Genomic DNA, 23281 nt, shown 5'->3' with positions numbered 1-23281 from the left:
GATTGTTTCATTCTATTGTAACTATTTTTAGAAAGGAATTTCAATATGAAGCGTGATGCGCACGTACATTCTCCTTTTTGTCCACATGGCACGACAGATTCACTTTCATCCTATATTGAACGAGCCATTCTGTTAGGTGTTCAGGATCTTACGTTTACTGAACATGCCCCATTACCGGAAGGTTTTGTAGATACGACACCAACTAGAGACAGCGGTATGAGTAGAGACACACTTGAAAAATACCTGACTGCTGTGGAAGACGTAAAGTCCAGATATCGAAACGATTTGACGATACGGACAGGTCTTGAAGTAGATTTTATCGAAGGATTTGAAGAACAAACAACCAACTTTTTAGACGCTTACGGTCAGTACTTAGATGATTCCATTCTTTCTGTACATTTTTTACAGGTTGCGAAAGCTGACTACGTATGCATTGATTATTCGAAGGAACTGTATCTTGAAACGGCTGATCGCTTAGGTGGGCCGGAACAGCTTTATTCACTTTATTACACTACTGTGTTAAAATCAGTGGCAGCGAATTTAGGGAAATGGAAACCTAAACGAATCGGTCATTTTTCCTTAATCCATAAATTCCAACATGTATTAACCACTCAGCCAAATGATGATCAGTATCTTAAAGAAGTACTTCATGCCATTCATCATGCAGAATACGAAATCGATATGAACAGTGCAGGATTTGCAAAACCGTATTGTCAGGAATCCTATCCTCCGGAACGCTGGATTCAAAAAGCCATCGATCTTGGTGTCCCTGTTGTCTTTGGATCAGATGCCCACCAAGCGAAAGACTTCCATCAATTTTCTGAACGCTTACTAAATTTTGAGAAATGAGGAATGATGATGTTTACAAAACAAACGTATGCCCAATCTTTATCGGAAAATTATGCACTTCTTGCGAAACAATTAGAAGCCCTTCTTGAGGGTGAAACCAACCTAGTCGCCAATCTCAGTAATGCGTCAGCGTTACTTAATCAATTCTTAGAGGATACGAACTGGGTTGGCTTTTACTTAATGGAACACGGTGAGCTTGTCCTCGGCCCCTTTCAAGGACTTCCTGCTTGCGTCCGTATTGCTGTAGGTCGTGGAGTTTGCGGGACAGCCGTTTCGGAACGTCAGACATTACGTATTGAAGATGTACATGCTTTCCCAGGACATATTGCATGTGATGCAGCTTCGAATTCAGAAATCGTCATTCCGCTCATCAAAGAGGATGAAGTCATTGGGGTACTTGATATCGATAGCCCTTCAAAAGGTCGCTTTACAGAAGAAGACCAACAAGGACTTGAACTATTTGTCCACCATTTAATGAAACACCTCTAACTATAACAAAAGTCAGCTGCCTATTCGACAGCTGACTTTTATTATTGAATCGATGCAAAGGCTTGGTCTAAATCGGCAATCAAATCTTCGATGTCCTCAAGACCGGCTGAGAGTCGTAACATGCCATTCGAAATTCCCATTGCAATGCGGTCTTTGTCCGGTACCACTGAGTGTGTCATGGTGGGAGGATGTTGAATGAGCGTTTCTGCATCCCCGAGACTTACAGCAACATGAATCAGTTCAAGAGCATTCAAAAACTGTTGCGCTTTCTCTGTACCACCTTTAATAATAAATGAAATGAGGCCGCCACCAGCTGACATTTGCTTCTTTGCGATCGCTGTTTGTGGATGTTTCGCATCAAATGGATACAATACTGTCTCTACTGCTGGAACTGTGTTTAAATAGTCCACTAATTTTTGTGCATTCTTTACATGTCGCTCCATGCGTACGTGTAACGTCTTAAGACCACGTAAAATCAACCATGCATCAAATGGCGAGATGATTCCGCCATAATCTTTTTGAACCGACATCCGGATTCGATGCATCTCGTCAGCATCTTTGCCAACTAAAACTCCCGCAATGACATCCCCATGACCATTCAAATATTTGGTTGCACTGTGCAGGACAAAATCAGCTCCAATTTCAAGTGGTTGTTGTAGGTAAGGTGAACAGAACGTGTTGTCAACGACTACTCGAATTCCTCGTTCTTTAGCAACTTCTGTCACTAGATAAAGATCAACAAGTTCCATTGTCGGGTTAATTGGTGATTCCACATAGATGACCGTCGTATTGTCTTGAATAGCAGCTACGATTTCTTCTTTCGACGTCATTCCTGATAACGAATGGTGAATTCCGTATTTCTGTTCAAATATGCTTAGAAGTCCAAATGTACAACCGTAAAGCCCTTTCGAGCATAAAATATGATCGCCTGATTTCGTCAGATGGACAAGAATCGTGCTTACAGCGGCCATCCCCGAGCCAAATACAAGCGCACCTCCCCCACCTTCTAAAGCCATCATACGTTTTTCAAGAACATCTACTGTTGGATTCCCTAGGCGTGAGTATATTCCCCCCTGCTCTTCTCCAGCAAACCGACGTTGGCCCTGCTCTGCACTGTGAAATGTAAATGTTGAAGTCTGATACAACGGAACCGTCAGGCTATCATGATGATCGGCGGGATTCATTCCTTCGTGTATTAAGCGTGTATCTTTTTTCATGTCAAGCACCCCTCTTTGATGTAAACGCTTTCATTACTAGTTTACTTTTTCCGTTCGAAATTGACAATGCTTCATTAGGAAGTCAGACAAGCGACTTTTGTTGAAGAGGAAATCCTCTTGACAGGTATTCTATAGTGCGGTACAATGGCCTTTGTGTAAAATAAACGCAGCAGTTGTATGGTGAAGAGCTGCTAGTTTGTCCCACCACCGCGTGGATGTGATACGTAACCCTTCGGCTGCATGGGCGAAATCACCAGATGACAAAATAGCCTTTTGACTGAATACAATTGGTTTTTATTTTACAACAAAATAAAACCAACAGAGGAGGAGACTACTATGTCTCGTTATACAGGTCCATCATGGAAACTGTCTCGTCGCCTTGGAATTTCTCTAAGCGGCACAGGTAAAGAATTAGAAAAGCGTCCTTATGCACCAGGCCAACACGGTCCAAACCAACGCAAAAAAATCTCTGAGTACGGATTACAACTTCAAGAGAAGCAAAAACTTCGTCACTCTTACGGTTTAAACGAGCGTCAATTCAAAACGTTATTCAACAAAGCTGCTAAGCTTCAAGGTAAACAAGGTGAAAACTTCATGGTTCTTCTTGAAACTCGCTTAGACAACTTAGTTTACCGTTTAGGTCTTGCTCGTACTCGTCGTGGAGCTCGTCAGTTAGTTAACCACGGTCACGTTATGGTGGATGGAGCTCGCGTTGACATCCCTTCATACCTAGTGAAACCAGGTCAAGAGATCTCACTTCGTGAAAAATCTCAAAACCTAACTGCTGTAAATGAAGCAATCGAAGTAAACAACTTCGTTCCTGAGTACCTTGAGTTTGACGCTGACAAAAAAGTTGGTAAATTCACTCGCCTTCCAGAGCGTAGCGAATTATCTGCTGAAATCAACGAAGCTCTTATCGTTGAGTTCTACTCTCGCTAATAGGTATTTCTTAACCCTTCCCCTGTGGAAGGGTTTTTTGTTTTCTCTACCTCATAAGATGAAAACAAAAAATCCCTTGTTCCATGGCAAGCATGGAGAACAAGGGATTTACATGAGTTGTTTAAATATGTAGCCACCTCGGCGCTCATCTCGTATGACTTCCAGACGCTCCCCGATTACTACTTTCAACGTATACTTATCCTTTGGAACAAAGATGCGTTCTTTGGACGATTCATCAACTAAGATCACAAAGAAGTCATCCACAAGACTAACTGTACAGAATTTTGATTGTGACATACCAGTACTCCTTGCTTCGGGTCATATATACATTAGTGTACCACATCTATACAACAAAAAATTAATAATAATTTTAAAATTAATCAATAAACTTTTCATGCCATCTACTGTAAAAAATGTATCATTTTATAGTTTTTCTTTCCTCTTCTTACAACCAAAAACGTATCATCTAGACGATCTTCCCCACTTACGGTATATGCAACGTCTGTGACCTTTTCCCCATTTATGGAAATAGCTCCATTCATTACATCTTCACGAGCTTGACGTTTCGAAGAGGAAACTGCTGTTTCAACCAGTAAATCAACGATGTTCTTGTCTTCTTTTGGTGCTACCGCTGTCGGTACGTCTTTGAATGCATCTTTCATTTCATCAATTGATAACTCTTTGATGTTGCCACTAAAGAGTGCTTGGGAGATACGGACAGCTTGCTGATACGCTTCCCCCCCGTGAATTAATGTCGTCATTTCTTTCGCCAAACGCTTCTGTGCTTCACGAAGATGTGGTTGCTCTTCGACGGATTTCTCAAGGGCTTCAATTTCCTCGCGAGAAACAAATGTAAAGATTTTTAAGTATTTGATTACATCCGCATCTGAAGTATTAATCCAGAACTGGAAGAACTCATAAGGTGATGTCTTTTCTGCATCTAACCATACAGCTCCACCTGCAGTTTTTCCGAATTTTGTTCCATCCGATTTTGTCACAAGTGGAATCGTGATTCCGAAAGCTTTTGCTTCCTCATCATGTGTTTTACGAATCATTTCAAGACCTGTTGTGATATTTCCCCATTGGTCCGAACCACCAACCTGAACACGGCAATTATGGTAATCATATAAATGATTAAAATCGATCCCTTGTATCAAAGTGTATGCAAATTCTGTGAAAGATAAACCGGAATCTAGGCGGCTCGAGATCGAATCTTTCGCAAGTAGGTAGTTGATGTTCACAAGTTTCCCGTAGTCACGTAAAAAATCGATGATTGTCATATTACTAATCCATTCTTTGTTGTTGACCATCTTCGCGCCATTTTCCGTTTCGAAATCAAAAATACGCTTGATTTGTTCCGTAATCGCTGCAACATTGTAGTCGACTTGCTCCATGGTTTGAAGTTGACGTTCATCCGATCGGCCTGATGGGTCTCCAATGGTTCCTGTCGCCCCACCTACCAAAAGGATGGGTTGATGACCGTGAAGTTGAAAACGGCGAAGTGTGAGAAGTGGCACAATGTGACCAATGTGCATACTGTCTGCAGTGGGGTCTACTCCACAGTATAAAGATACTTTCTCTTTCTCTAACAGTTCTGCCATGCCAGCTTCATCTGTCTGTTGATATAACAAGCCTCTCCAGCTTAAATCTTCTAGTAATTCTTTTGACATGATTCTTCCTCCTCTTTTCGCGATGTCCACCAACAAAAAAGTCCCCGCATCAAAATTGATGCAGGGACGCTATGTTTGCGCGGTACCACCCAGTTTAGAACGGAGCTATCTCCGTCTCACTCGAAATGACGATAACGCCGTCATGCGTCAAGCTCCTAAACTGTAATTCACGCACGACAATGTCTGGTTTTCAGCACCCACCAGATTTCTAATGGCATTGGTCGTTCGCTACTCCGATTTATTCATCGCTTAAATATACCCCTATTTTACTCATTTCGATGAACTTGTCAATAACTATCGTAAACCCAAACCTTCCTATGGTATAATGAAGTGATATTTTAGGGGGTGCACGACCTTGAACTGGAAAGAACAATTGACGAAATGGACACACTCAAAATGGGCCAAAGCTTTGCGTATTACCGGGGGTGTTTTTTGGAACCTCGCCCTACTTGTACTGATCATTTTTGTCGTATTAGGCGCTTTTGGGGCATCCGTAGGAGCCGGCTATTTTGCTGCGCTTGTTAAAGATGAGCCACTGCGTTCCGAATCACAGATGCGCGCCGCCGTATTTACATATGAAGAGACATCTGAAATCTATTTTAAAGATAATAATTACTTCGGAAAAATGCGGACGGACCTCGAACGTACTGAAACAAAACTCGATTCTGTATCATCTAACGTTTTAAATGCGGTATTTGCAACGGAAGATGAATATTTTGAAGTCCATGGAGGAATTGTGCCAAAAGCTATTTTCCGCGGTTTGTTCCAGGACATCACAAATGCTGATACTCAAACGGGAGGATCGACACTGACGCAACAAATCATTAAAAATCAAATTTTGACGAGTGAAGTCTCCTATTCCCGTAAAGCCACTGAAATTTTACTGGCGATGCGTCTTGAACAATTCATGAATAAAGAAGAAATTTTAGAAGCATATTTAAACATTATTCCTTACGGACGTAATTCGGCTGGCCGCAACATTGCAGGAATTGAGACGGCTGCGCAAGGGATCTTTGGAATCCAAGCAAAAGATCTTAACCTTGCCCAATCTGCTTATATCGCAGGAATTCCGCAAGCTCCTTATCGCTACACACCTTTTACCAACCGTGGTGAACTGAAAAGCGCAGAAGGTTTGCAACCTGGTATTGACCGGATGAAAACGGTGCTCTTCCGCATGAAAGAAACAGGCTATATTACGGACGAAGAGTACCAACAAGGACTCACCTATGACATCACGAAAGACTTCAAACCACGTGAGACATCTACGTATGAAGATTTACCATGGCTAACAATTGAAGTTGAAGAACGCGTCACAACCATCATGGCAAAAGTATTAGCAGAACGCGACGGCCTTGACCCAAAACGGATTGATGGCGACTCCACACTTCGCACAGAATACCGCCAACTAGCTCGTCAAGAAATGGCCACAGGCGGATACCGAATCCATACAACTATTGATGAACAACTCATGCGAAAAATGGAAGAAGTAAAAACTGCCTATGACAGCTATGGCTATACACGTGTGAAGGAAGTTAAGAATGAAGAATCTGGCGAAATAGAAACGATTGAAGAACCAGTCCAGGTTGGTGGAATGCTTCTTGAGAACCAAACCGGTCGCATTCTTGCCTTTATGGGGGGGCGCGACCATAACATAGAAGCACTGAACCATGCGACTCAAGCGGTTCGGTCACCAGGCTCAACGATTAAACCATTGCTCGTGTATGCGCCTGCTATCGAGTATGGTGTAGCCGGAGCAGGTACACCAGTTGTCGATGTGGAGTTCACATACTCCGATGCGTTTAATGATAACTGGTCACCACAGAACTATAATCCGGATCAAGAAAAAGGAATTATATCGTTACGAAGTGCGTTAGCGACTTCGCAAAACTTAACAGCGATTCGACTCTTTGACCAGATTCGAGACCGCAAGCCAATCATGTTCTATAAGAAAATGGGCTTCGAGTCACTCGATGAAAGTGAAAACAACAACCCTTCCGTTTCTATTGGTGGCACGACTTCCGGGGTAACGATTGAAGACAATACAAATGCGTTCGCAATGCTTGCCAACAATGGTTCACATGTTGATGCGTACTTGATTGAAAAGATTGAAGATATTGATGGCAACGTGATATATCAACACGAAGCTCCAGTCACACAAATTTTTAGTCCAGCAACAGCGTACATCATCACTGACATCATGCGTGATGTATTTACTGAAGGAACAGCAACCCTTGCCAATTCACGTTTGAAATTCAACTCAGATATTGCTGGGAAAACAGGAACGACTCAGGATCACAAGGATTCATGGCTAGTCGGATACAATCCGAATGTGACATTAAGTGTTTGGATCGGGTATGACAAGTATGCCCCAGATGACAATACGTTATTCTATATGAACAATACGTACGGTCACCCAAGCTCGCGTACGAACACGTTATGGTCCAATATCATGAACGGTTTGTATGATGTCAACCCAGAATTGATTGCAGCTCCGAACAAAACATTCCAACGCCCAGAAGGTGTCGTAGAGCGTGCATTCTGTGGAATTTCTGGTTTAGCTCCATCGGCAGCTTGTTCGAATGCAGGGCTTGTACGAACAGATCTATTTAATTCAGCAACCTATTTGCCAACACAACCGGACGATAGTCTTGTCACTTCTTCCTATGTGTCTATCAACGGTAGTCGTTATCGTGCATTACCTTCCACACCCTCTGAATTCGTTGTTGGTGGCGGATTTGGAGTCAGTGAAGAGTTTGTGGATCGGATGATGGGACGATTTGGTGGCGATGCGAGTAAATTGTTCCCGAACAATTCATCCTGGTCTACAAATGTAGTTTCTGAAAATGTATTTAGTGCAGATAATGCTGCACCTGCTAGTGTTTCCCTGACCTTATCTGGAAATACATTGACCTGGTCCAACTCCGGATCAAACGATGTTGTCGGATACTATGTGTATCGTTCAGTTGGAGAGGGGGGCTCTCGTGTAGCCACCATTTCGGAAGCTCGTGAAAATCGCTATTCTACGGGAGCTTTTGGAAGTTACTATGTAGTTGCAGTCGACATTACTGGAAAACTTTCAGCTCCGTCGAATGTAGTCAACATTGCGCGTCCTGAACCTACGCCTCCACCTAGACCTACAACCCCTCCACCGACTTCAGGTGGCGGTAACGGTGATGGCGACGGTGGTAACGGCGGCGGTGGAACAACCACTCCACCATCTGTGCCGACCGAACCGACCGAACCAACCGAACCAACCGAACCAACCGAACCTGAACCGACTGAGCCAGGTGATGGTGAATAAGTAAATGAATGCCTCTCTTCTCTATTGTGAGAAGGGAGGGTTTTTTCATTAGCGTGCTAAATGGAGTAAACAGTAAACAGTCACCACTCATCCCATCAAAAAAAGCTCCCCCGAAGAGAGCCCGCCATTCATTAATCTTCCATTGTAGATAAATCCCCAGTAGGTAAATTCAATTCCCAAGCTTTCAATACGCGGCGCATAATTTTTCCGCTTCGTGTTTTTGGTAATTTGTCTTTGAATTCGATTTCACGTGGAGCCGCATGAGCTGCTAACCCCTTTTTCACAAACTGCTGAATTTCAGCAATCAATTCATCAGATGGATCGTATCCCTCATTTAGGGCGATAAATGCTTTAATGATTTCCCCACGGACCGGATCAGGTTTTCCGATAACCCCTGCTTCCATAACCGCTGGGTGTTCAATCAGTTTACTTTCCACTTCAAATGGTCCTACACGTTCGCCAGACGTCATGATTACGTCGTCCACGCGGCCTTGGAACCAGAAGTAGCCATCTTCATCCATGTACGCGGAATCGCCTGAGAAATACCACTCGTCGTTCATGAAATACGATTGGTACTTTTCTTCGTTGTTCCATACTTGACGCATCATTGATGGCCAACTTTTTTTGATTGCCAAGTTCCCCATTGTGAGTGGAGGTACTTCATTCCCTTCGTTATCAATAATGGCTGCATAGACACCTGGAATCGGTTTCCCCATCGAACCTGGTTTAATCGCCATGGTTGGGTAGTTACAGATCATCTGTCCACCTGTCTCTGTCATCCACCATGTATCATGAATGCGCATATTAAAGACTTGCATCCCCCACTTGACGACCTCCGGATTGAGAGGTTCACCAACAGATAAGATATGACGTAGCGCTGACATATCGAATTCTTTTACTAGATTGTCTCCAGCTCCCATTAACATACGGAATGCTGTTGGTGCACTATACCAAACTGTGACGCCATAATCTTGGATTGCTTTATACCAAGCTTCTGGAGAGAAGCGGCCACCTAGAATTAAAGATGTCGTTCCTGTGAGCCAGGGTCCGAATACACCGTATACAGTACCTGTCACCCAACCTGGATCGGCTGTACACCAATAGATATCATTTTCACGAATGTCCATAACCCACTTCATCGTGTGATAGTGCTGGACCATCGCGCCGTGAACATGAAGAATTCCTTTTGGTTTTCCTGTTGAACCGGACGTGTAGTGAAGAACCAGACCATCTTCTTTGTCTAACCAAACCGTTTCAAACTTGTCACTCGCTTCTTTGTGCTGTGAAGTGAAATCGACATATTTATCATCGTAGTGTGTATGTTCACCCACTAAGAAAATCGTCTCAAGCTTAGGTAGTTTATCCACAGGAACCCGAGACAGCAGTTCTGGTGTCGTTACCAATACTTTTGCTTCACTGTCTTCTAATCGGTCGAATACCGCACCTTCCATAAATGCTTCAAATAGTGGACCAACAATAGCACCCATTTTTAGAGCACCGAGTAGGGCGAAGTATAACTCTGGCGAACGCGGCATGAAAATAAACATCCGGTCCCCTTTCGTTAAGGTTGAATGCTTAGAGAGCACATTCGCTGCGCGGTTCACATTGCGCATCATCTCATAAAATGTATAGCTCTCTTTACGCGTACCATCTTGATAATACAGTGCTACTTTATTTTTCCGATCGGAGTGGGCATGGCGATCAATCGCTTCGTGTACCATATTCACCTTTCCGGTTTTGTGCCAATCAAACACTTCCGATGCTTGATCCCAAGAAAAATCTTTTGAGAATGCTTCGTAATCATGTAAATTATAATCTCCTTGTGCTGCTGGTAAAGTTTCGATCTTCATCCAATCACCCTTTCTATGTATTCACCCCCTTATTTTACCGAAAGTCATTTCGTTTGTACAACTATTCTGAATGTTTTATGAAAGCGCACACATTATCTGTTGTTTAAGGTATAATGTAGGATAGACTAACGAAGGTGGTGTCGGTGTGATTCACAAGAAGACCTACAATGCAATTGAAGTGAAGACGAAACATGGAACCGTGATTGTCGAAGGACCGGTTCCAAGTAAAGAAATCGCAAATTTGCATTTCCATGAAGATTTAAAAGCCTTCCGTGTTCCAGAACAGCAACATAAAGCCATTATCGAGATTGCAAAATTACCTGAAGGACGCTTAATTATTGTCCGAGACCAAACGACGATTGTTGGTTATACGACGTTCTTATATCCCGACCCTCTTGAACGATGGTCAAAAGGAAATATGGAAAACTTGATTGAACTGGGAGCTATTGAAGTCATTCCAAAGTACCGAGGTAGCGGCGTCGGAAAAAGTTTACTCAAAGTTTCTATGATGGATGATGCGATGAATGATTACATCATCATTACGACCGAATATTATTGGCATTGGGACTTAAAAGGAACAGGCCTTAATGTATGGGAATACCGCAAAGTGATGGAAAAAATGATGAATGCCGGCGGACTTGAATACTACGCAACCGATGACCCCGAAATTAGTTCGCACCCTGCTAACTGCTTGATGGCACGGATTGGCACGCGAATAGACGCAGAGTCCGTTCAAAAGTTTGACCAACTTCGTTTTATGAACCGCTTTATGTATTAGGAGGGAATCATTTTGCTGATTGAAGAAATTATGAATCAAGACGTAGCAACGCTTTATCCGCATCAAACGTTAAAAAAAGCGGCGGCTACGCTCCGTGAAAAGCAGATTCGTCACATTGCTGTCATTAACGAAGAACGTCAAGTGGTTGGTGTCATTACAGATCGCGATATCAAACAAGCGACGCCTTCAAATTTGTTGGAAAGTGATGACCATTCCATTTTAGAAACTCCCATTGAAAAAATCATGACGCGGAATCCGATAACTGGTCACCCCCTCGACTTTGTAGAGGAAACAGCCACCATTTTTTACGACAATCGTATTGGCTGTCTCCCTATTGTCAGCAAGGGCAAACTGGTAGGCATGATTACGGAATCCGATATGCTATATAAATTTATCGAGCTCACAGGAGTTCATCAACCAGGGTCTCAATTAGAGATTCGCGTACCAAATAAATCAGGTGTCTTGTTTGAAGTGTCCAAAGTGTTCTACGAATTTAAAATTAACGTACTGTCTGTCTTAGTTTATCCAGATAAAAGAGATGAGACCTACAAAGTACTGGTCATTCGTGTTAAAACCATCAATCCACTCAAACTGGTCTCGGCACTTGAAAAGGAAGGGTTTGAAGTGTTATGGCCAAGCCAGCCGAACCTGTAGAAGCGGTGTTTATCTACTCGGAAGATCAGCTAGGCTACAAATTTTCCGAGACACATCCCTTCAACCAAAAACGATTGACCTTAACGGTCGATTTACTCAGAAAAATGAATGCGCTTTCAGATAACCAAATCGTATCTCCTCGTCTGGCAACAGATGAAGAACTGGCACTGGCACATGATGAACGATACATAGATGCAGTGAAACGAGCCAGCCTTCCGGAATGTAATCCGGAGGAATTTGAGCCATACGGGATAGGCACCGAAGATACCCCACTCTTTGTCGATATGCATTTAGCGAGCGCTCGCCTTGTAGGTAGTACCTTGACGGCGGTGGATTATGTCATGGAAGGGAAAGCGCAGCACGCTTTAAACCTCGGGGGTGGTCTACATCACGGCTTCCGAGGAAAAGCCTCTGGATTTTGTGTCTACAATGATAGTTCGGTAGCGATTCGGTATATGCAGAAAAAATATAATGCGCGCGTCCTTTATATCGATACTGATGCGCACCATGGAGACGGTGTACAGTGGTGTTTTTATGATGACCCAAATGTCTGTACCATTTCTATTCATGAAACGGGTCGGTATTTGTTCCCTGGGACCGGAAATATTACAGAGCGCGGCTCGGGTGAAGGTTATGGGACTGCCTTCAATTTTCCCATCGATGCGTTTACAGAAGACAAATCGTTTTTAGAAATCTATAGAACAGCCTTCCGGGAGATTATTGAGCATTTCAAACCGGATGTGATTCTGACTCAAAATGGAGTAGATGCCCATTATTTTGATCCACTGACGCACTTATATGGCACGATAGAAATTTACAGAGAGATCCCGAAACTTGCCCATGAACTTGCCCATGAGTATTGTGATGGCAAGTGGATTGCTGTAGGTGGTGGTGGTTATGACATTTGGCGCGTCGTTCCTCGTGCGTGGTCACTTATCTGGATGGAGATGACCAAACAACCTGCTCCAACAGGAAAACTTCCTGAAGAATGGCTTGCATCTTGGCAAGAAGAGAGCCCTGTTCCACTTATTCCTACATGGGAAGATCCCTCTCCTCTCTATGAAGCAATTCCTCGTAAAGGAGAAATAGAAGAAAAGAACCATCAAATGCTTGAAAAAGCATTGTACATTATTCGAAATGAACGTAAATTATCGACGACCGAATAAAAGCAGCACTTCCCCACTTTGGAGAAGTGCTGCTTGTTTATTGTTTGACGGATTGTCGTTCTTCTAGACGATACGGAAGAATGACAGAGTTGTCTTCAACTTTTTCATTGTTCATAAACTTCGTTAAGAGACGCATGGAAACCGCACCAATGTCATAAAGAGGCATGGCAATACTTGTCAACTGTGGACGAACCATACGGGTTAGCTTCGAATCTTCGAAACTAATGATTTCAATATCCCCTGGTACATCTAAGTCTGCATCTTTTGCCCCTTGTAAAATACCAATAGCAATTTCATCATTCCCCGCAAAATAAGCAGTTGGGGGTTGTTTCAACGATTGAAGTTGCTCGAACGCGCGAATTCCTTCTTCATACGTATTGTTAACTTCAACAACTAAATCAGAATCGATTTCGATATTCGCTGCATCTAACGCTTTTTCGTAACCCGTCAACTTGTGAAGGCGGTTAATCGACGATTTCAGCGACCCTGTCACATAGGCAATACGCGTGTGACCATTGCGAATCAATCGTTCCACTGCTTCTACGGCTGCTTCATGGTATTCAATATTCACAGAAGGTGTATCCGATGTTTGATCCAACGTTCCTGCAAGCACAATCGGAATAGAAGAACGCTTCATTTCTTCACGCAGTTCCTCGGACAACTGATCACTCATGAGCACGACGCCATCCACTTGTTTACTAAGGAGTGTCGAAAGAAGTTGGGCTTCTTTCATCGGTTGTTGGTCGGAATTCGTTAAAATGATATTGTATCGATACATCGTTGCAATGTCTTCAATTCCGCGAACTAGCTCTGCATAAAAAACATTCGAAATATCCGGAATGATGACGCCAACAGTTTTCGTCTTTTTGCTTGCCAATCCTCTGGCGACGGCATTAGGACGATAGTCTAAGCGTTCAATGACCGCTAATACTTTTTGCCTTGTTGCAGGTTTGACGTTTTGATTTCCATTGACAACACGTGAAACCGTTGCCATCGATACATTGGCTTCGCGTGCGACATCATAAATGGTGACAGTCATAGTTTTTCCCCTCCACAATACGGTTGTTTCATTTAGTATACACTACTTTTTCTTGATTGAATTATTATTTCATGGCCATTTTTGAAAGTAAATCATTACCATTTAACTCCATTGAAAAAGCACCCCTCAGGGTGCTTTCCATTACGCGTGAATATGGTGAGTATTCATGAATTTTTGGATGGACTCGTAAAACTCATCAAACTGCTTTAAGTTCATTTGCTGCGCTTGATCTGATAAGGCAACAGCTGGATCCGGATGCACTTCTGCCATGACACCATCCGCCCCAATCGCTAGTGCGGCTTTCGCAGCTGGAAGCAAGATATCACGGCGTCCAGTCGAATGCGTAACATCTACAAAGACAGGTAAATGTGTTTCTTGTTTTAAAATTGGTACAGCTGAGATATCCAACGTGTTACGTGTTGCTTTCTCATATGTGCGAATTCCTCGTTCACATAGAATGATTTGATCATTACCTTGAGACATGATGTACTCTGCCGCATGTACAAACTCATCAAGTGTGGCAGAAATTCCGCGCTTAAGTAAGACTGGCTTATTCACAGAACCTACTGCTTTAAGTAACTCGAAGTTTTGCATGTTCCGTGCACCGACTTGAATGACATCGATATATTCAAGTGCTTCTTCTAAGTGACCTGGTGTCACGATTTCAGAAACGACACCTAAGTTATATTCTTTTGAGATTTGTTTTAAGATTTTCAAACCTTCTAATCCTAAGCCTTGGAAATCGTAAGGAGATGTACGTGGTTTGTATGCTCCACCGCGGATAAGCTTCAATCCTTTAGACTGCATAGAAGCAGCGACTTCTGCCACTTGCGTATACGATTCTACTGCACAAGGACCGAACACAAATGATGGCTTCCCTTGTCCAATTGGCTCGCCGTTCACAGTCACAATAGTATCTTCTGCTTTTTTCTTACGTGAGACAAGTAGAGCTTTCTTTTGATCATCCACTTGTAGTTCAAGTGCTGTTTTAAAAATCTCTTTGAAAATATGTTCCACTGTTGATTGAGGAAGTGGACCATGATTGGATTCTTTTAAAAGATCTAGCATCGTGCGTTCACGAAGAGGATCGTAACGATTGACACCTGACTTTTCTTTGACGCGTCCTATTTCTTGTACGACAACCGCACGTTCATTGATTAGTTTCAAAATTTCACTATTCAGTTCATCTACGCGGCCTCTTAACGTTTCTAGTTCTGATTGACTCATGATAAGGCTCCTCTCCTATGTCGCTTGGAATTTCTGAAAATTGTATTGTATTTTCGAGATACTGTCTATTATAAGGAATGATGTCGGACTTGTCACGAAAAATAATTTAGCGCTTCAACTCATTGAAGTTTTAAATGGTAAAAAACAAGTTTACAAAGCTAGAATTAGCAAGGTTTAACTAACGGAATTCAAGGTTGTTTCAAAAAAGTATTTCATACTAAAAAAAAACAGCGGAGCCCTTTACTGCAGCTTCGCTGTTTCAAATCCCAGATTAGTTTAATTTGTTGTCGTTTGAGTCATCTTCTTTTTTCTCAGCAATTGCATCAGAGAAAGCTTCTCCTACGACTGTATCTGAGGTGTCTGACTCATCTATAGTGTTTGAAACTGTGCCAATGACATCGATTTCTTCTTCACCTTCTGAAGAGGCTGTTCCATCATCCATTGGAGGTGTTTGATTTTTCTTTACTTTGCTTAACAGCTGGTTGGATTGCTCAGAGACTTTTTTCGAGAAATCCGTAGTTTTTGTTTTCGCAGCTTGGGAAAGATCAGAAGACTTGTCTTTTAATGTTGTCGCTTGTTCAGAAATTGTTCCACGTAACTCCGTACCTGTTTTTGGAGCAAGTAACAACGCTGTCGCTGCACCAATAATTCCCCCAACGATAGCTCCTAATAAGAAGTCTTTTCCTGCAGAATCTTCTCTGTAGATATCATGTTGAGACGTATAATTTTGTGGTGCGTAAAATGTTTCGCCTTGTGTAGCATAAGAAGCCTCGTGATCATAGTATTCCGTATTGTTTTTGCGGCTTTCACCGTAATTTGGTTTATTTGAGTAGTTTGACATGTTGTTTCCTCCTCTTATAATGTTGATCGGTAGTTCGGGTCTTCTTGTTTCGTTTGTTTCGCTTTGTACGTGTAGTAACCAGCTTCTTCTAATGATTTACGTTCTTTCCACTGGTCGCGAATGCTGAGTACGACATTGCTCCACTGAACAACTTGTGCAATCTTGTCTTCGTTACGTTCTACTTCATTTGTAACTGAGCTCGTGATACGTTGCATCGAATGGTTAAACTGGTTCACCGTATCACCAAACCCTTTCACAGAAGTGACAAGACCGTTTAGCTGAGAAGATTTATATTGGATATCCTCAGTTAACGCATTGGTTTTGTGTAAAAGGAGAGCTGTTTCTTTCGTCATATCTTGTAAGTTTGAATCGAGATGTTCTACTGTGACAGCTACATTTGCTAATGTTTTCTTCACGGAGAAGAAAGTAACAGCGAGACTGATACAGAGAATCAAAAAGCCAACTGCCGCAATGATGGCAGCTATGTAGAGTAAATTCTCCATGTGGTTTCCTCCTTTAAATAGATGAAGCATCGCTAGTTTAGCTATACCCTGCTCAAAAAAAACTAAACGCATGTACTCCTATATTCCTATTCTCCCTTTCTTTTGAATTTCCTGCAAGGAAAACAAAAAGAAAACCGCACCAAAGGCGCAGTTTCCATCTTATAAATGTGTTTCAAACGATTGTTGGAATTTCTGAACGTCTCCTGCTCCCATGAACAGATAGACGGCGTTTTCATGTTGTAAAAGGGGGGTGACATCCTCTTCTTGTATGATAGTGCTTCCTTTGATAATGGATTGTAAGTCAGCAATAGTTAACTTTCCTTGTGTCTCTCGAGCAGAGGCAAAAATCTCACAGAGATACACCGTATCCGCTTGCGACAGAGCATCCGCAAACTCGCCTAAGAACTTCGCCGTACGTGAGAATGTATGCGGTTGGAAAACGGCAACAACTTCTTTCTCCGGATATTTTTGTCGAGCCGACTGAATGGTTGCCTTAATTTCAGTAGGATGGTGCGCATAATCGTCAATAAGGACACGCGAACCAATAACTGTTTCCGTAAACCGTCGTTTTACGCCACCGAATGAGCTAAGACCTTCTGCAACCGCTTCTGCTGGAATGTTTTCAAAATGGCAAAGCCCAATCACGGCTAGTGCATTTTGAATCGTATGGTCTCCGTACATCGGAATATGGAACCGATGATAAAATTCTTCCCGAATCAATACGTCAAAAGATGTACCTTCTGTTGTTTTTTCTATATTTGTCGCTTGAAAATCGTTTCCTTTATCTAGACCATAATAGATCACAGGAACCGTAGCGGTAATGCGCTGCAGATCCTCATCATCTCCACATGCAAAGATTGCTTTTTTCACTTGACTCGCCATCTCTTGGAAGGCTTGGAATACATCTTCTTTGCTTGTAAAGTAATCAGGATGATCAAAATCAATATTCGTCATTACGGCATAATCCGGGTGATAAGCCAGGAAGTGGCGTCGGTACTCACACGCTTCAAACACAAAGTTCTCTGCATTGACGATCCCACTTCCTGTTCCATCTCCAATTAAATACGATGTCGGCGAATACACATTCAACACATGCGATAAAAGTCCTGTAGTAGAAGTTTTCCCATGCGCACCAGTCACAGCTACCGATGTAAAGTGGTTCATATAATCTCCTAAGAACGTATGGTAACGAATAATTTCGAGCCCGAGTGTCCGTGCTTCTTCAAGTTCTGGATGGGTGTCTGGATATGCATTCCCTGCAATCACTACCATGCCCGGTTCTAATTTGGATTGACCAAACTCATACACTTGTATGCCTCGTTCATGAAGAGGTTTTTCTGTAAAGAAATACTCGGCTTTATCTGAACCTTGAACCTGGTGACCTACGTCATGCAAGATCTGAGCAAGTGAACTCATTCCAGATCCTTTGATTCCTGTAAAATGGTAGCTTGTCATCTCATATCCCCCTCAACTTATGCTTACAATATTTCCTGTAAAAAATCTTCAGTAACTAATACTTCACGTGGTTTACTGCCGTTTTGGGATGTGATAATGCCTGCTTGTTCCATCGCATCCATCAGGCGTGCTGCTCGATTATAGCCTAAATGAAACTTTCTCTGCAACAGCGAAGTAGACGCTGCGCCATGTTCGATAATAAAGCGACAAGCTTCTTCAAATAATTCATCTTGTTCTTCAATTTCGACTGCGCGGACAATGAGGTCTTCTTGTTTAAAGATATAGTCCGGTTCTCCTTGCGCACGCGCATGATCGATAATGCGGTCAATTTCTTCATCGGAAACATAGGTACCTTGAATCCGGACCGGACTAGCCATCCCGCTACCCAGATAGAGCATGTCTCCTTTTCCAAGTAAGCGCTCGGCCCCTTGCTGATCGAGAATAGTCCGCGAATCGATTTGAGAAGATACAGCAAAGGCAATTCGTGTGGGCACATTCGATTTGATGAGGCCTGTAATAACGTCCACCGATGGTCGCTGAGTAGCGAGCACCAAATGAATTCCACACGCACGTGCTTTTTGCGCAATGCGACAGATGGCATCTTCCACGTCTTGTGGAGCCGCCATCATCATATCGGCTAACTCATCAATGACAATAACGATGAACGGAAGTTTTTTGTTGTACTCCCCTGCTTGCATCGCCTGCTGATTAAAGCGGTTAATATCTCGAACGCCTGTATGTGCAAATAACTGATAACGACGTTCCATTTCCTCTACTGCCCACTTTAATGAAGCAGAGGCCGCTTTGACGTCCGTAATTACCGGACTAATTAAATGCGGAATGTGATTAAAAGGGGCAAGCTCTACCATTTTCGGATCAATGAGTAACAATTTCAAATCCGATGGAGAAGCTTTATACAGTAAACTGATCAGTAAAGAATTGATAAAGACCGATTTCCCAGAGCCGGTTGCTCCTGCAATTAATCCGTGGGGCATCTTGCGAAGATCCATTGTGACAGGCTGTCCATGGAGATCTAAGCCCATTGCCACTTCAAGAGGGGACTCTGCTTGCTTAAACGCAGCCGATTCCACTACTTCTGCGAGTTGGACTGCTCGTGACTTCCGGTTTGGAATTTCAATCCCAATCGAACGGCGACCTGGAATAGGTGCCTGGATACGAATGTCTTTCGCAGCGAGCGCGAGTTTCAAATCATCCGTCAGATTGCGAATCTTACTGACTTTTGTTCCTTGGCCGACGGTTAATTCAAACTGAGTCACTGCAGGTCCTTGAACAATATCCACGATTTCCGCTTGAATCTGGAAGTGCGCAAGGGCTTCCACAAGATGATCAGCTTGTTGCTGCATCCATTCATAATCATCGTGCTGATGATCAGGTGTGTGTAAGAAGTTGGCGTTTGGCATCGCATAGCTTCTTACTGGAGCTACTGTCACTGCTTCCGTTCTAGGTGACCCTTCTTTTGATTTCAGTTGTTCTGTAGGTGGTTCTTCTACAATCGAATTTTGTTGTTGCTTTTCATTCCATTTTTTCTTATCAGACGAAAGCATCATCACGTTAAATGGTTTGATTTTTTCTTTTGGCTCTTCCAGTTTTGGTCCCTCAACAATTGGTTCTTCAATCTTCTCAACTACATCTTCTTTCTCAATCGCTGGCTCTTCCGGAAGATTCGTTTGTGTTACATCCATCACAACCGGATTGATCCACGCATCGTCTAGTTGAGCCTCTTTGTAAATGGCAGGTTCTGGAGTAGCTAATTGCTCTTCAGCTGGTGGCTGAACTTGTTGTTCTTCCACTACTTGCTCTTGCACTTCTTGCTTTTGCGCTTCCGACCAATCATAGTGAGACGTTCGCATCGTGCGAGTAGGTCCCGTCAACGTTGCTGCTTCTGGCTTCAAGCCGTATACAGGTGAGGGTACGACACTTGGTACATATCGTTTTCGCGAATTCGGTGAAGCTATTGATTTGGTGACTGGTTTTACTTCTTGGCGTATGGGTTCGGAATAGACACGAGGAGGCTTGAAGTACGTTTCTTCTTTATACGCTGCTGTTGATTTTGATGGTGCTATGTAAGATTGATCAACCGACTGGTGTGTCGATTGCAACAAGTATGCTTTTTCTTCGTCAGAAATGAGAGGAAAACGAAAAGGTGGTTTTTTAGCAGTCTGTGGTAGCTCCACATATTCCTCTACGTGACCCTCTGGTTCTTCTTCTTGACGGAATATACGTTTTAACCATTCCATGGACGATTTCATCCTTTCTATCCTTCCATTTTATCAAGAATCTACGCCTTCGTCTGTAGGAATTTCAATAGATGGTGCATTCCACATAAAAAAGCCAGATAGTGAGCGTCACTATCTGGTTCGTAGGTCTTATAATTCAATCGAAAGAGCTTCAAGAGGTGTGCCAGGAGCATAGCCACCGTCAACGACTAAAATTCCTTTTTCCTGTGGGGCGTTCGGAAGATCAAGTTCCTTCGCTGAACAAATCATGCCAGAAGACGGCACGCCGCGCAGAACGGCATCTTTGATTTCTAATCCAGATGGCATCACAGCCCCGACTTTCGCAACAATCACAGATTGACCTTGTTCAATATTCGGAGCCCCACAAACGATTTGTAACTCTTTGCTTCCTATATCCACCGTTGCGACGCGCAATTTATCCGCATCCGGGTGAGCAGTTAGCTCTTTCACATACCCGACAACAAATTTGGGTGAGAAGTCGACATTCAGTTCGAGTGGTACGTCGCTGCGGTCGACAATTGATTGCAACTTGTCCACTAATTCTGGTGTCACTTCGACGATGCCTGTACTTGGCAATTTTTCGTAGTTTGAGAAGCAGAACATATTAAGAGCCAATGCTTCTTTCGTTTCTGCATCGGAAATGAGGGTAATATCCCCAAAGCGTTCGGTTGTTACTTCTTTTGGGGTTGAATGAGATAGTTCTACAAGCAGAACATCTCCAATTCCTTTCGTATTGTAAAACACGCGCATTTAGTTGTTCTCCTTTTGAATCGCATTTTTCCCGAGAATAAAAATCGGTTCAAGCTCGCCTTCTTCATATAAAAAAGAGAGCGATGTAATCGGTACAATCCCAACCGTAAAGAAATGCATCGTCATTTGCGCCAAAATATCATACCCTTGGTCGTTACGAATATCGCCGATGATAAGGACGTCTTGGTGCGGAACGGAAACTGTCATTTCTCCTTGAATCTTGGCTTTCATTTCTTGTAACAATTTATCATTTAAAATACGGCTCGCATCGTAGCCATCATTTGCGTTAAAGAAATAAAATTGATTACCTGCAACTTCGTCTATTTTAAAGGTAGTAGGCAACTTACGCAATTGAAATAATGCGGATTCCTTGACCTCTTGTTCAGACATGTTGAGCTTCTGTAAGATGTCATCATCAATAAGACGGTAGGTCGTGCCTAGGTCAAGCGCGTAGTAGACACGTGTCTCAGCTGTATGTTCTTTTGTGATGAATGGAATTTTTTGCTTTGATTCTTTGGCAAAGGATGTCGACCGGATTATTGGAAAAATAGATTTTTTATCAAAAATCTCTTGCTTTGCTTCCGCTTCCATCGCTTCAAACGTCTCTCGAATCATATAAACGACTTCATCAATCGCTACTTGATTTTTTTTCCCATATTTCGCAATGACAGGCCCTAAAGATAAGTCTAGTTTTCGGTTAAGCGATATATGCGTAAGTTTTAGAATATTCGTTTCCCGATTGTAGGAGTAGTGATAGGTTTCTTCAGGTAAAGCTGTTTTTAAGCGAGCAATCAATTCAAGTGGCTTCAATTCAGCTCCTCCTTCTTTCATTCAAATAGAAAAGGCTCACGCAAGTGAACCGTCTAAAAATTCTTCAATTTGTTGTTGCGTCTTACGGTCTTTGCTGACAAAGCGTTTCGTTTCTTTGCCTTGTTCAAAGACGATGAAGCTTGGAATCCCGAATACATCCATCTCTTGGCAGATGTCGATAAATTCGTCACGGTCAACGGAAACAAACGTAAAGCTTGAAAACTTCTCTTCGACTTCCGGCATGAAGGGGTCGATAAAAGTACAATCTGGACACCAGCCAGCTGTAAACAAAAAGACCGTGTTCCCTTTTTTTAAATCCTCAAATTGTTCTTTGGATTGCAATGTGATCATGGGGTATCCTCCTCAGTTTGATACGAGTGAACAATCGTCATCATATCTTGTAATTTTTGATTAATGCGTGAATCGTCTGTAACGGTAGATAATTTGACGCCTCCGCGACTGACAATCAATTCAAATTGGTCTTTTGCATGCTTCACAACAGCTGCAAAGGCGAACTGATCACTCAGTTCATTTGTCTGTTCTTCGATAATCGTCTTCGATGGATCGGAAACGAGTAAATCATAATATAGACGGCTTGTCGCCGGTTCATTTTCATTTATAAATAGCACGTACGTGTCATTGCCTTTTTGGAGTAAGAAATTCGGTGCTTCACTGCCTGCTTCTACTGAAAAACCGCTTGGCAAGAAAATGGATTGCTCTCCTACTTTTTCATTCGGCGACTCTGGTTCATTTTCAATGTGCTCAACTGCAGCACGCACACCTTCCGCCGCTTGCTCTTCCGGTGATGAACATGCCGTTAATAGGAACAGGGCTGCTACTGGGGCAAGGAATGATTGCCACCTTCTTTTCAACATTTCTTTTCCTCCAATCAAAAATTCCCTGCCTTCTATTGTAACGAACACAGTCCAAACAATCAAACAACTGAATTTTCACGCTGCCACTGGCCAATTAACTGAATGACCACATGTTCGAACATATCACTGCGGGTAATGAGTCCATTTGTAAAAATACCAATCGCCCCTTCGTGATGCCGGATTCCCTTTTGATTCGTATAGACATCCATCAGCGGTCCCAGTTCGTGACCTTTTTTTATGCCCATCTCAATCTCTGGCGGAAGTGGAAGGCCCGCACCAGTAGCTGTATACAGGTGTCCGCTGCGAGTTACCATGGCTCCCCAGTTACATAAGTAGAGCGTTTCATTCACCCATTTGACGCCGCCTTCTAAGCCAATCCCTAAGTCTCCTTGTTCTTTCTTCAAGGTATCTTTTGCACGATTGATTGCGCCTTTTACGGTCTCTTCATCGTTCAATGGCTGTGCCGATACGAGGGAATTCGCTTCTACTCCGTGAAATTCCGCCATAATCCCTACTTTCAGAAAAGCTTCACGGACTGCACTTATCTTTGCTTTATTAGTCGTCCCAATGACAATTTTCATAAGATTCCTCCAAAAAGAAAGTGCCCCGA

Annotated in this window: 22 protein-coding genes and 1 other annotated feature; of the genes, 7 read left to right on the top strand and 15 right to left on the bottom strand. The window is 42.8% G+C overall.

The window, feature by feature from the left end; all coding sequences use genetic code 11:
• The first annotated feature begins 45 nt into the window (after positions 1 to 45).
• Positions 46 to 849: a histidinol-phosphatase HisJ gene (gene hisJ, locus ACFO0S_RS12650; protein ID WP_378142461.1), complete on the top strand. Its 804-nt coding sequence runs from the start codon at positions 46 to 48 to the stop codon at positions 847 to 849.
• Between the two features lie 9 nt (positions 850 to 858).
• Positions 859 to 1338, top strand: a complete 480-nt coding sequence (locus ACFO0S_RS12645; RefSeq protein WP_378142460.1) for a GAF domain-containing protein — start codon at positions 859 to 861, stop codon at positions 1336 to 1338.
• Positions 1339 to 1379: 41 nt separating this feature from the next.
• Here ACFO0S_RS12645 and megL read toward each other — a convergent pair whose 3' ends face one another.
• The gene (gene megL, locus ACFO0S_RS12640; protein WP_378142459.1) at positions 1380 to 2555 is read right to left on the bottom strand and encodes a methionine gamma-lyase; all 1176 of its coding nucleotides are present in this window, start codon (positions 2553 to 2555) and stop codon (positions 1380 to 1382) included.
• 336 nt (positions 2556 to 2891) lie between these two features.
• Here megL and rpsD point away from each other — a divergent pair, with 336 nt between their 5' ends.
• Positions 2892 to 3494 (top strand): 30S ribosomal protein S4, encoded by a 603-nt coding sequence (gene rpsD / locus ACFO0S_RS12635; protein WP_378142458.1) that lies wholly within the window; start codon positions 2892 to 2894, stop codon positions 3492 to 3494.
• A 108-nt stretch (positions 3495 to 3602) separates the two neighbouring features.
• Here rpsD and ACFO0S_RS12630 read toward each other — a convergent pair whose 3' ends face one another.
• Both ACFO0S_RS12630 and tyrS read right to left on the bottom strand, forming a co-directional pair.
• Positions 3603 to 3791, bottom strand: a complete 189-nt coding sequence (locus ACFO0S_RS12630; protein ID WP_378142457.1) for a hypothetical protein — start codon at positions 3789 to 3791, stop codon at positions 3603 to 3605.
• A 104-nt stretch (positions 3792 to 3895) separates the two neighbouring features.
• Positions 3896 to 5164 carry a tyrosine--tRNA ligase gene (tyrS, locus tag ACFO0S_RS12625; protein WP_378142456.1) on the bottom strand — a complete coding sequence of 423 codons (1269 nt, stop codon included), beginning with the start codon at positions 5162 to 5164 and terminating at the stop codon, positions 3896 to 3898.
• Between the two features lie 59 nt (positions 5165 to 5223).
• Positions 5224 to 5419 (bottom strand) — a binding site (T-box leader).
• Positions 5420 to 5519: 100 nt separating this feature from the next.
• Here tyrS and ACFO0S_RS12620 point away from each other — a divergent pair.
• On the top strand, positions 5520 to 8465 hold the full coding sequence (locus tag ACFO0S_RS12620) for a transglycosylase domain-containing protein (protein ID WP_378142455.1): 2946 nt from the start codon (positions 5520 to 5522) through the stop codon (positions 8463 to 8465).
• A gap of 131 nt (positions 8466 to 8596) precedes the next feature.
• Here the strand turns inward: ACFO0S_RS12620 and acsA are convergent, their stop codons facing one another.
• Entirely contained in the window at positions 8597 to 10315 is a 1719-nt protein-coding gene (acsA, locus tag ACFO0S_RS12615) for an acetate--CoA ligase (protein ID WP_378142454.1), read from the bottom strand.
• 145 nt (positions 10316 to 10460) lie between these two features.
• Here acsA and ACFO0S_RS12610 point away from each other — a divergent pair, with 145 nt between their 5' ends.
• From ACFO0S_RS12610 to ACFO0S_RS12600, 3 genes are read left to right on the top strand one after another with little or no spacing between them, the layout of a single operon-like run.
• Positions 10461 to 11093, top strand: coding sequence for a GNAT family N-acetyltransferase (locus ACFO0S_RS12610; RefSeq protein WP_378142453.1), 633 nt, complete (start codon positions 10461 to 10463; stop codon positions 11091 to 11093).
• A gap of 12 nt (positions 11094 to 11105) precedes the next feature.
• A complete protein-coding gene (locus ACFO0S_RS12605) occupies positions 11106 to 11747 on the top strand; it encodes an acetoin utilization AcuB family protein (protein ID WP_378142452.1) in 642 nt (213 codons plus the stop codon).
• Positions 11723 to 12913, top strand: a complete 1191-nt coding sequence (locus tag ACFO0S_RS12600; RefSeq protein ID WP_378142451.1) for an acetoin utilization protein AcuC — start codon at positions 11723 to 11725, stop codon at positions 12911 to 12913. Before ACFO0S_RS12605 ends, ACFO0S_RS12600 begins: the two co-directional genes overlap by 25 nt.
• 37 nt (positions 12914 to 12950) lie before the next feature.
• Here ACFO0S_RS12600 and ccpA read toward each other — a convergent pair whose 3' ends face one another.
• The 11 genes from ccpA to ACFO0S_RS12545 all read right to left on the bottom strand — a co-directional run bounded on the left by ccpA (position 12951) and on the right by ACFO0S_RS12545 (position 23252).
• Positions 12951 to 13952 (bottom strand): catabolite control protein A, encoded by a 1002-nt coding sequence (gene ccpA, locus ACFO0S_RS12595; protein WP_378142450.1) that lies wholly within the window; start codon positions 13950 to 13952, stop codon positions 12951 to 12953.
• 141 nt (positions 13953 to 14093) lie between these two features.
• Entirely contained in the window at positions 14094 to 15179 is a 1086-nt protein-coding gene (locus tag ACFO0S_RS12590; RefSeq protein ID WP_378142449.1) for a bifunctional 3-deoxy-7-phosphoheptulonate synthase/chorismate mutase, read from the bottom strand.
• A 271-nt stretch (positions 15180 to 15450) separates the two neighbouring features.
• A complete protein-coding gene (locus ACFO0S_RS12585) occupies positions 15451 to 16020 on the bottom strand; it encodes a YtxH domain-containing protein (protein ID WP_378142448.1) in 570 nt (189 codons plus the stop codon).
• Positions 16021 to 16034: 14 nt separating this feature from the next.
• Complete coding sequence (locus ACFO0S_RS12580) at positions 16035 to 16523, bottom strand: DUF948 domain-containing protein (RefSeq protein ID WP_378142447.1); 489 nt, start codon at positions 16521 to 16523, stop codon at positions 16035 to 16037.
• 159 nt (positions 16524 to 16682) lie between these two features.
• The gene (gene murC, locus ACFO0S_RS12575) at positions 16683 to 17978 is read right to left on the bottom strand and encodes a UDP-N-acetylmuramate--L-alanine ligase (protein WP_378142446.1); all 1296 of its coding nucleotides are present in this window, start codon (positions 17976 to 17978) and stop codon (positions 16683 to 16685) included.
• Positions 17979 to 18001: 23 nt separating this feature from the next.
• Positions 18002 to 20236: a DNA translocase FtsK gene (locus tag ACFO0S_RS12570; RefSeq protein ID WP_378142445.1), complete on the bottom strand. Its 2235-nt coding sequence runs from the start codon at positions 20234 to 20236 to the stop codon at positions 18002 to 18004.
• Between the two features lie 129 nt (positions 20237 to 20365).
• A complete protein-coding gene (ytpR, locus tag ACFO0S_RS12565) occupies positions 20366 to 20986 on the bottom strand; it encodes a YtpR family tRNA-binding protein (RefSeq protein WP_378142444.1) in 621 nt (206 codons plus the stop codon).
• Positions 20987 to 21796, bottom strand: coding sequence for a DUF1444 family protein (locus ACFO0S_RS12560; RefSeq protein WP_378142443.1), 810 nt, complete (start codon positions 21794 to 21796; stop codon positions 20987 to 20989).
• 36 nt (positions 21797 to 21832) lie between these two features.
• A complete protein-coding gene (locus tag ACFO0S_RS12555) occupies positions 21833 to 22147 on the bottom strand; it encodes a thioredoxin family protein (RefSeq protein WP_378142442.1) in 315 nt (104 codons plus the stop codon).
• On the bottom strand, positions 22144 to 22671 hold the full coding sequence (locus ACFO0S_RS12550) for a hypothetical protein (RefSeq protein WP_378142441.1): 528 nt from the start codon (positions 22669 to 22671) through the stop codon (positions 22144 to 22146). Before ACFO0S_RS12550 ends, ACFO0S_RS12555 begins: the two co-directional genes overlap by 4 nt.
• 59 nt (positions 22672 to 22730) lie before the next feature.
• The gene (locus ACFO0S_RS12545; RefSeq protein ID WP_378142440.1) at positions 22731 to 23252 is read right to left on the bottom strand and encodes a DUF84 family protein; all 522 of its coding nucleotides are present in this window, start codon (positions 23250 to 23252) and stop codon (positions 22731 to 22733) included.
• Between the last annotated feature and the right edge of the window lie 29 nt (positions 23253 to 23281).

It is taken from the genome of Chryseomicrobium palamuruense, assembly GCF_042649045.1.
Taxonomy (GTDB): Bacteria; Bacillota; Bacilli; order Bacillales_A; family Planococcaceae; genus Chryseomicrobium; species Chryseomicrobium palamuruense.
The sequence above is the reverse complement of the archived record's forward strand: the minus strand, read 5'-3'. Positions and strand labels throughout refer to the sequence as shown.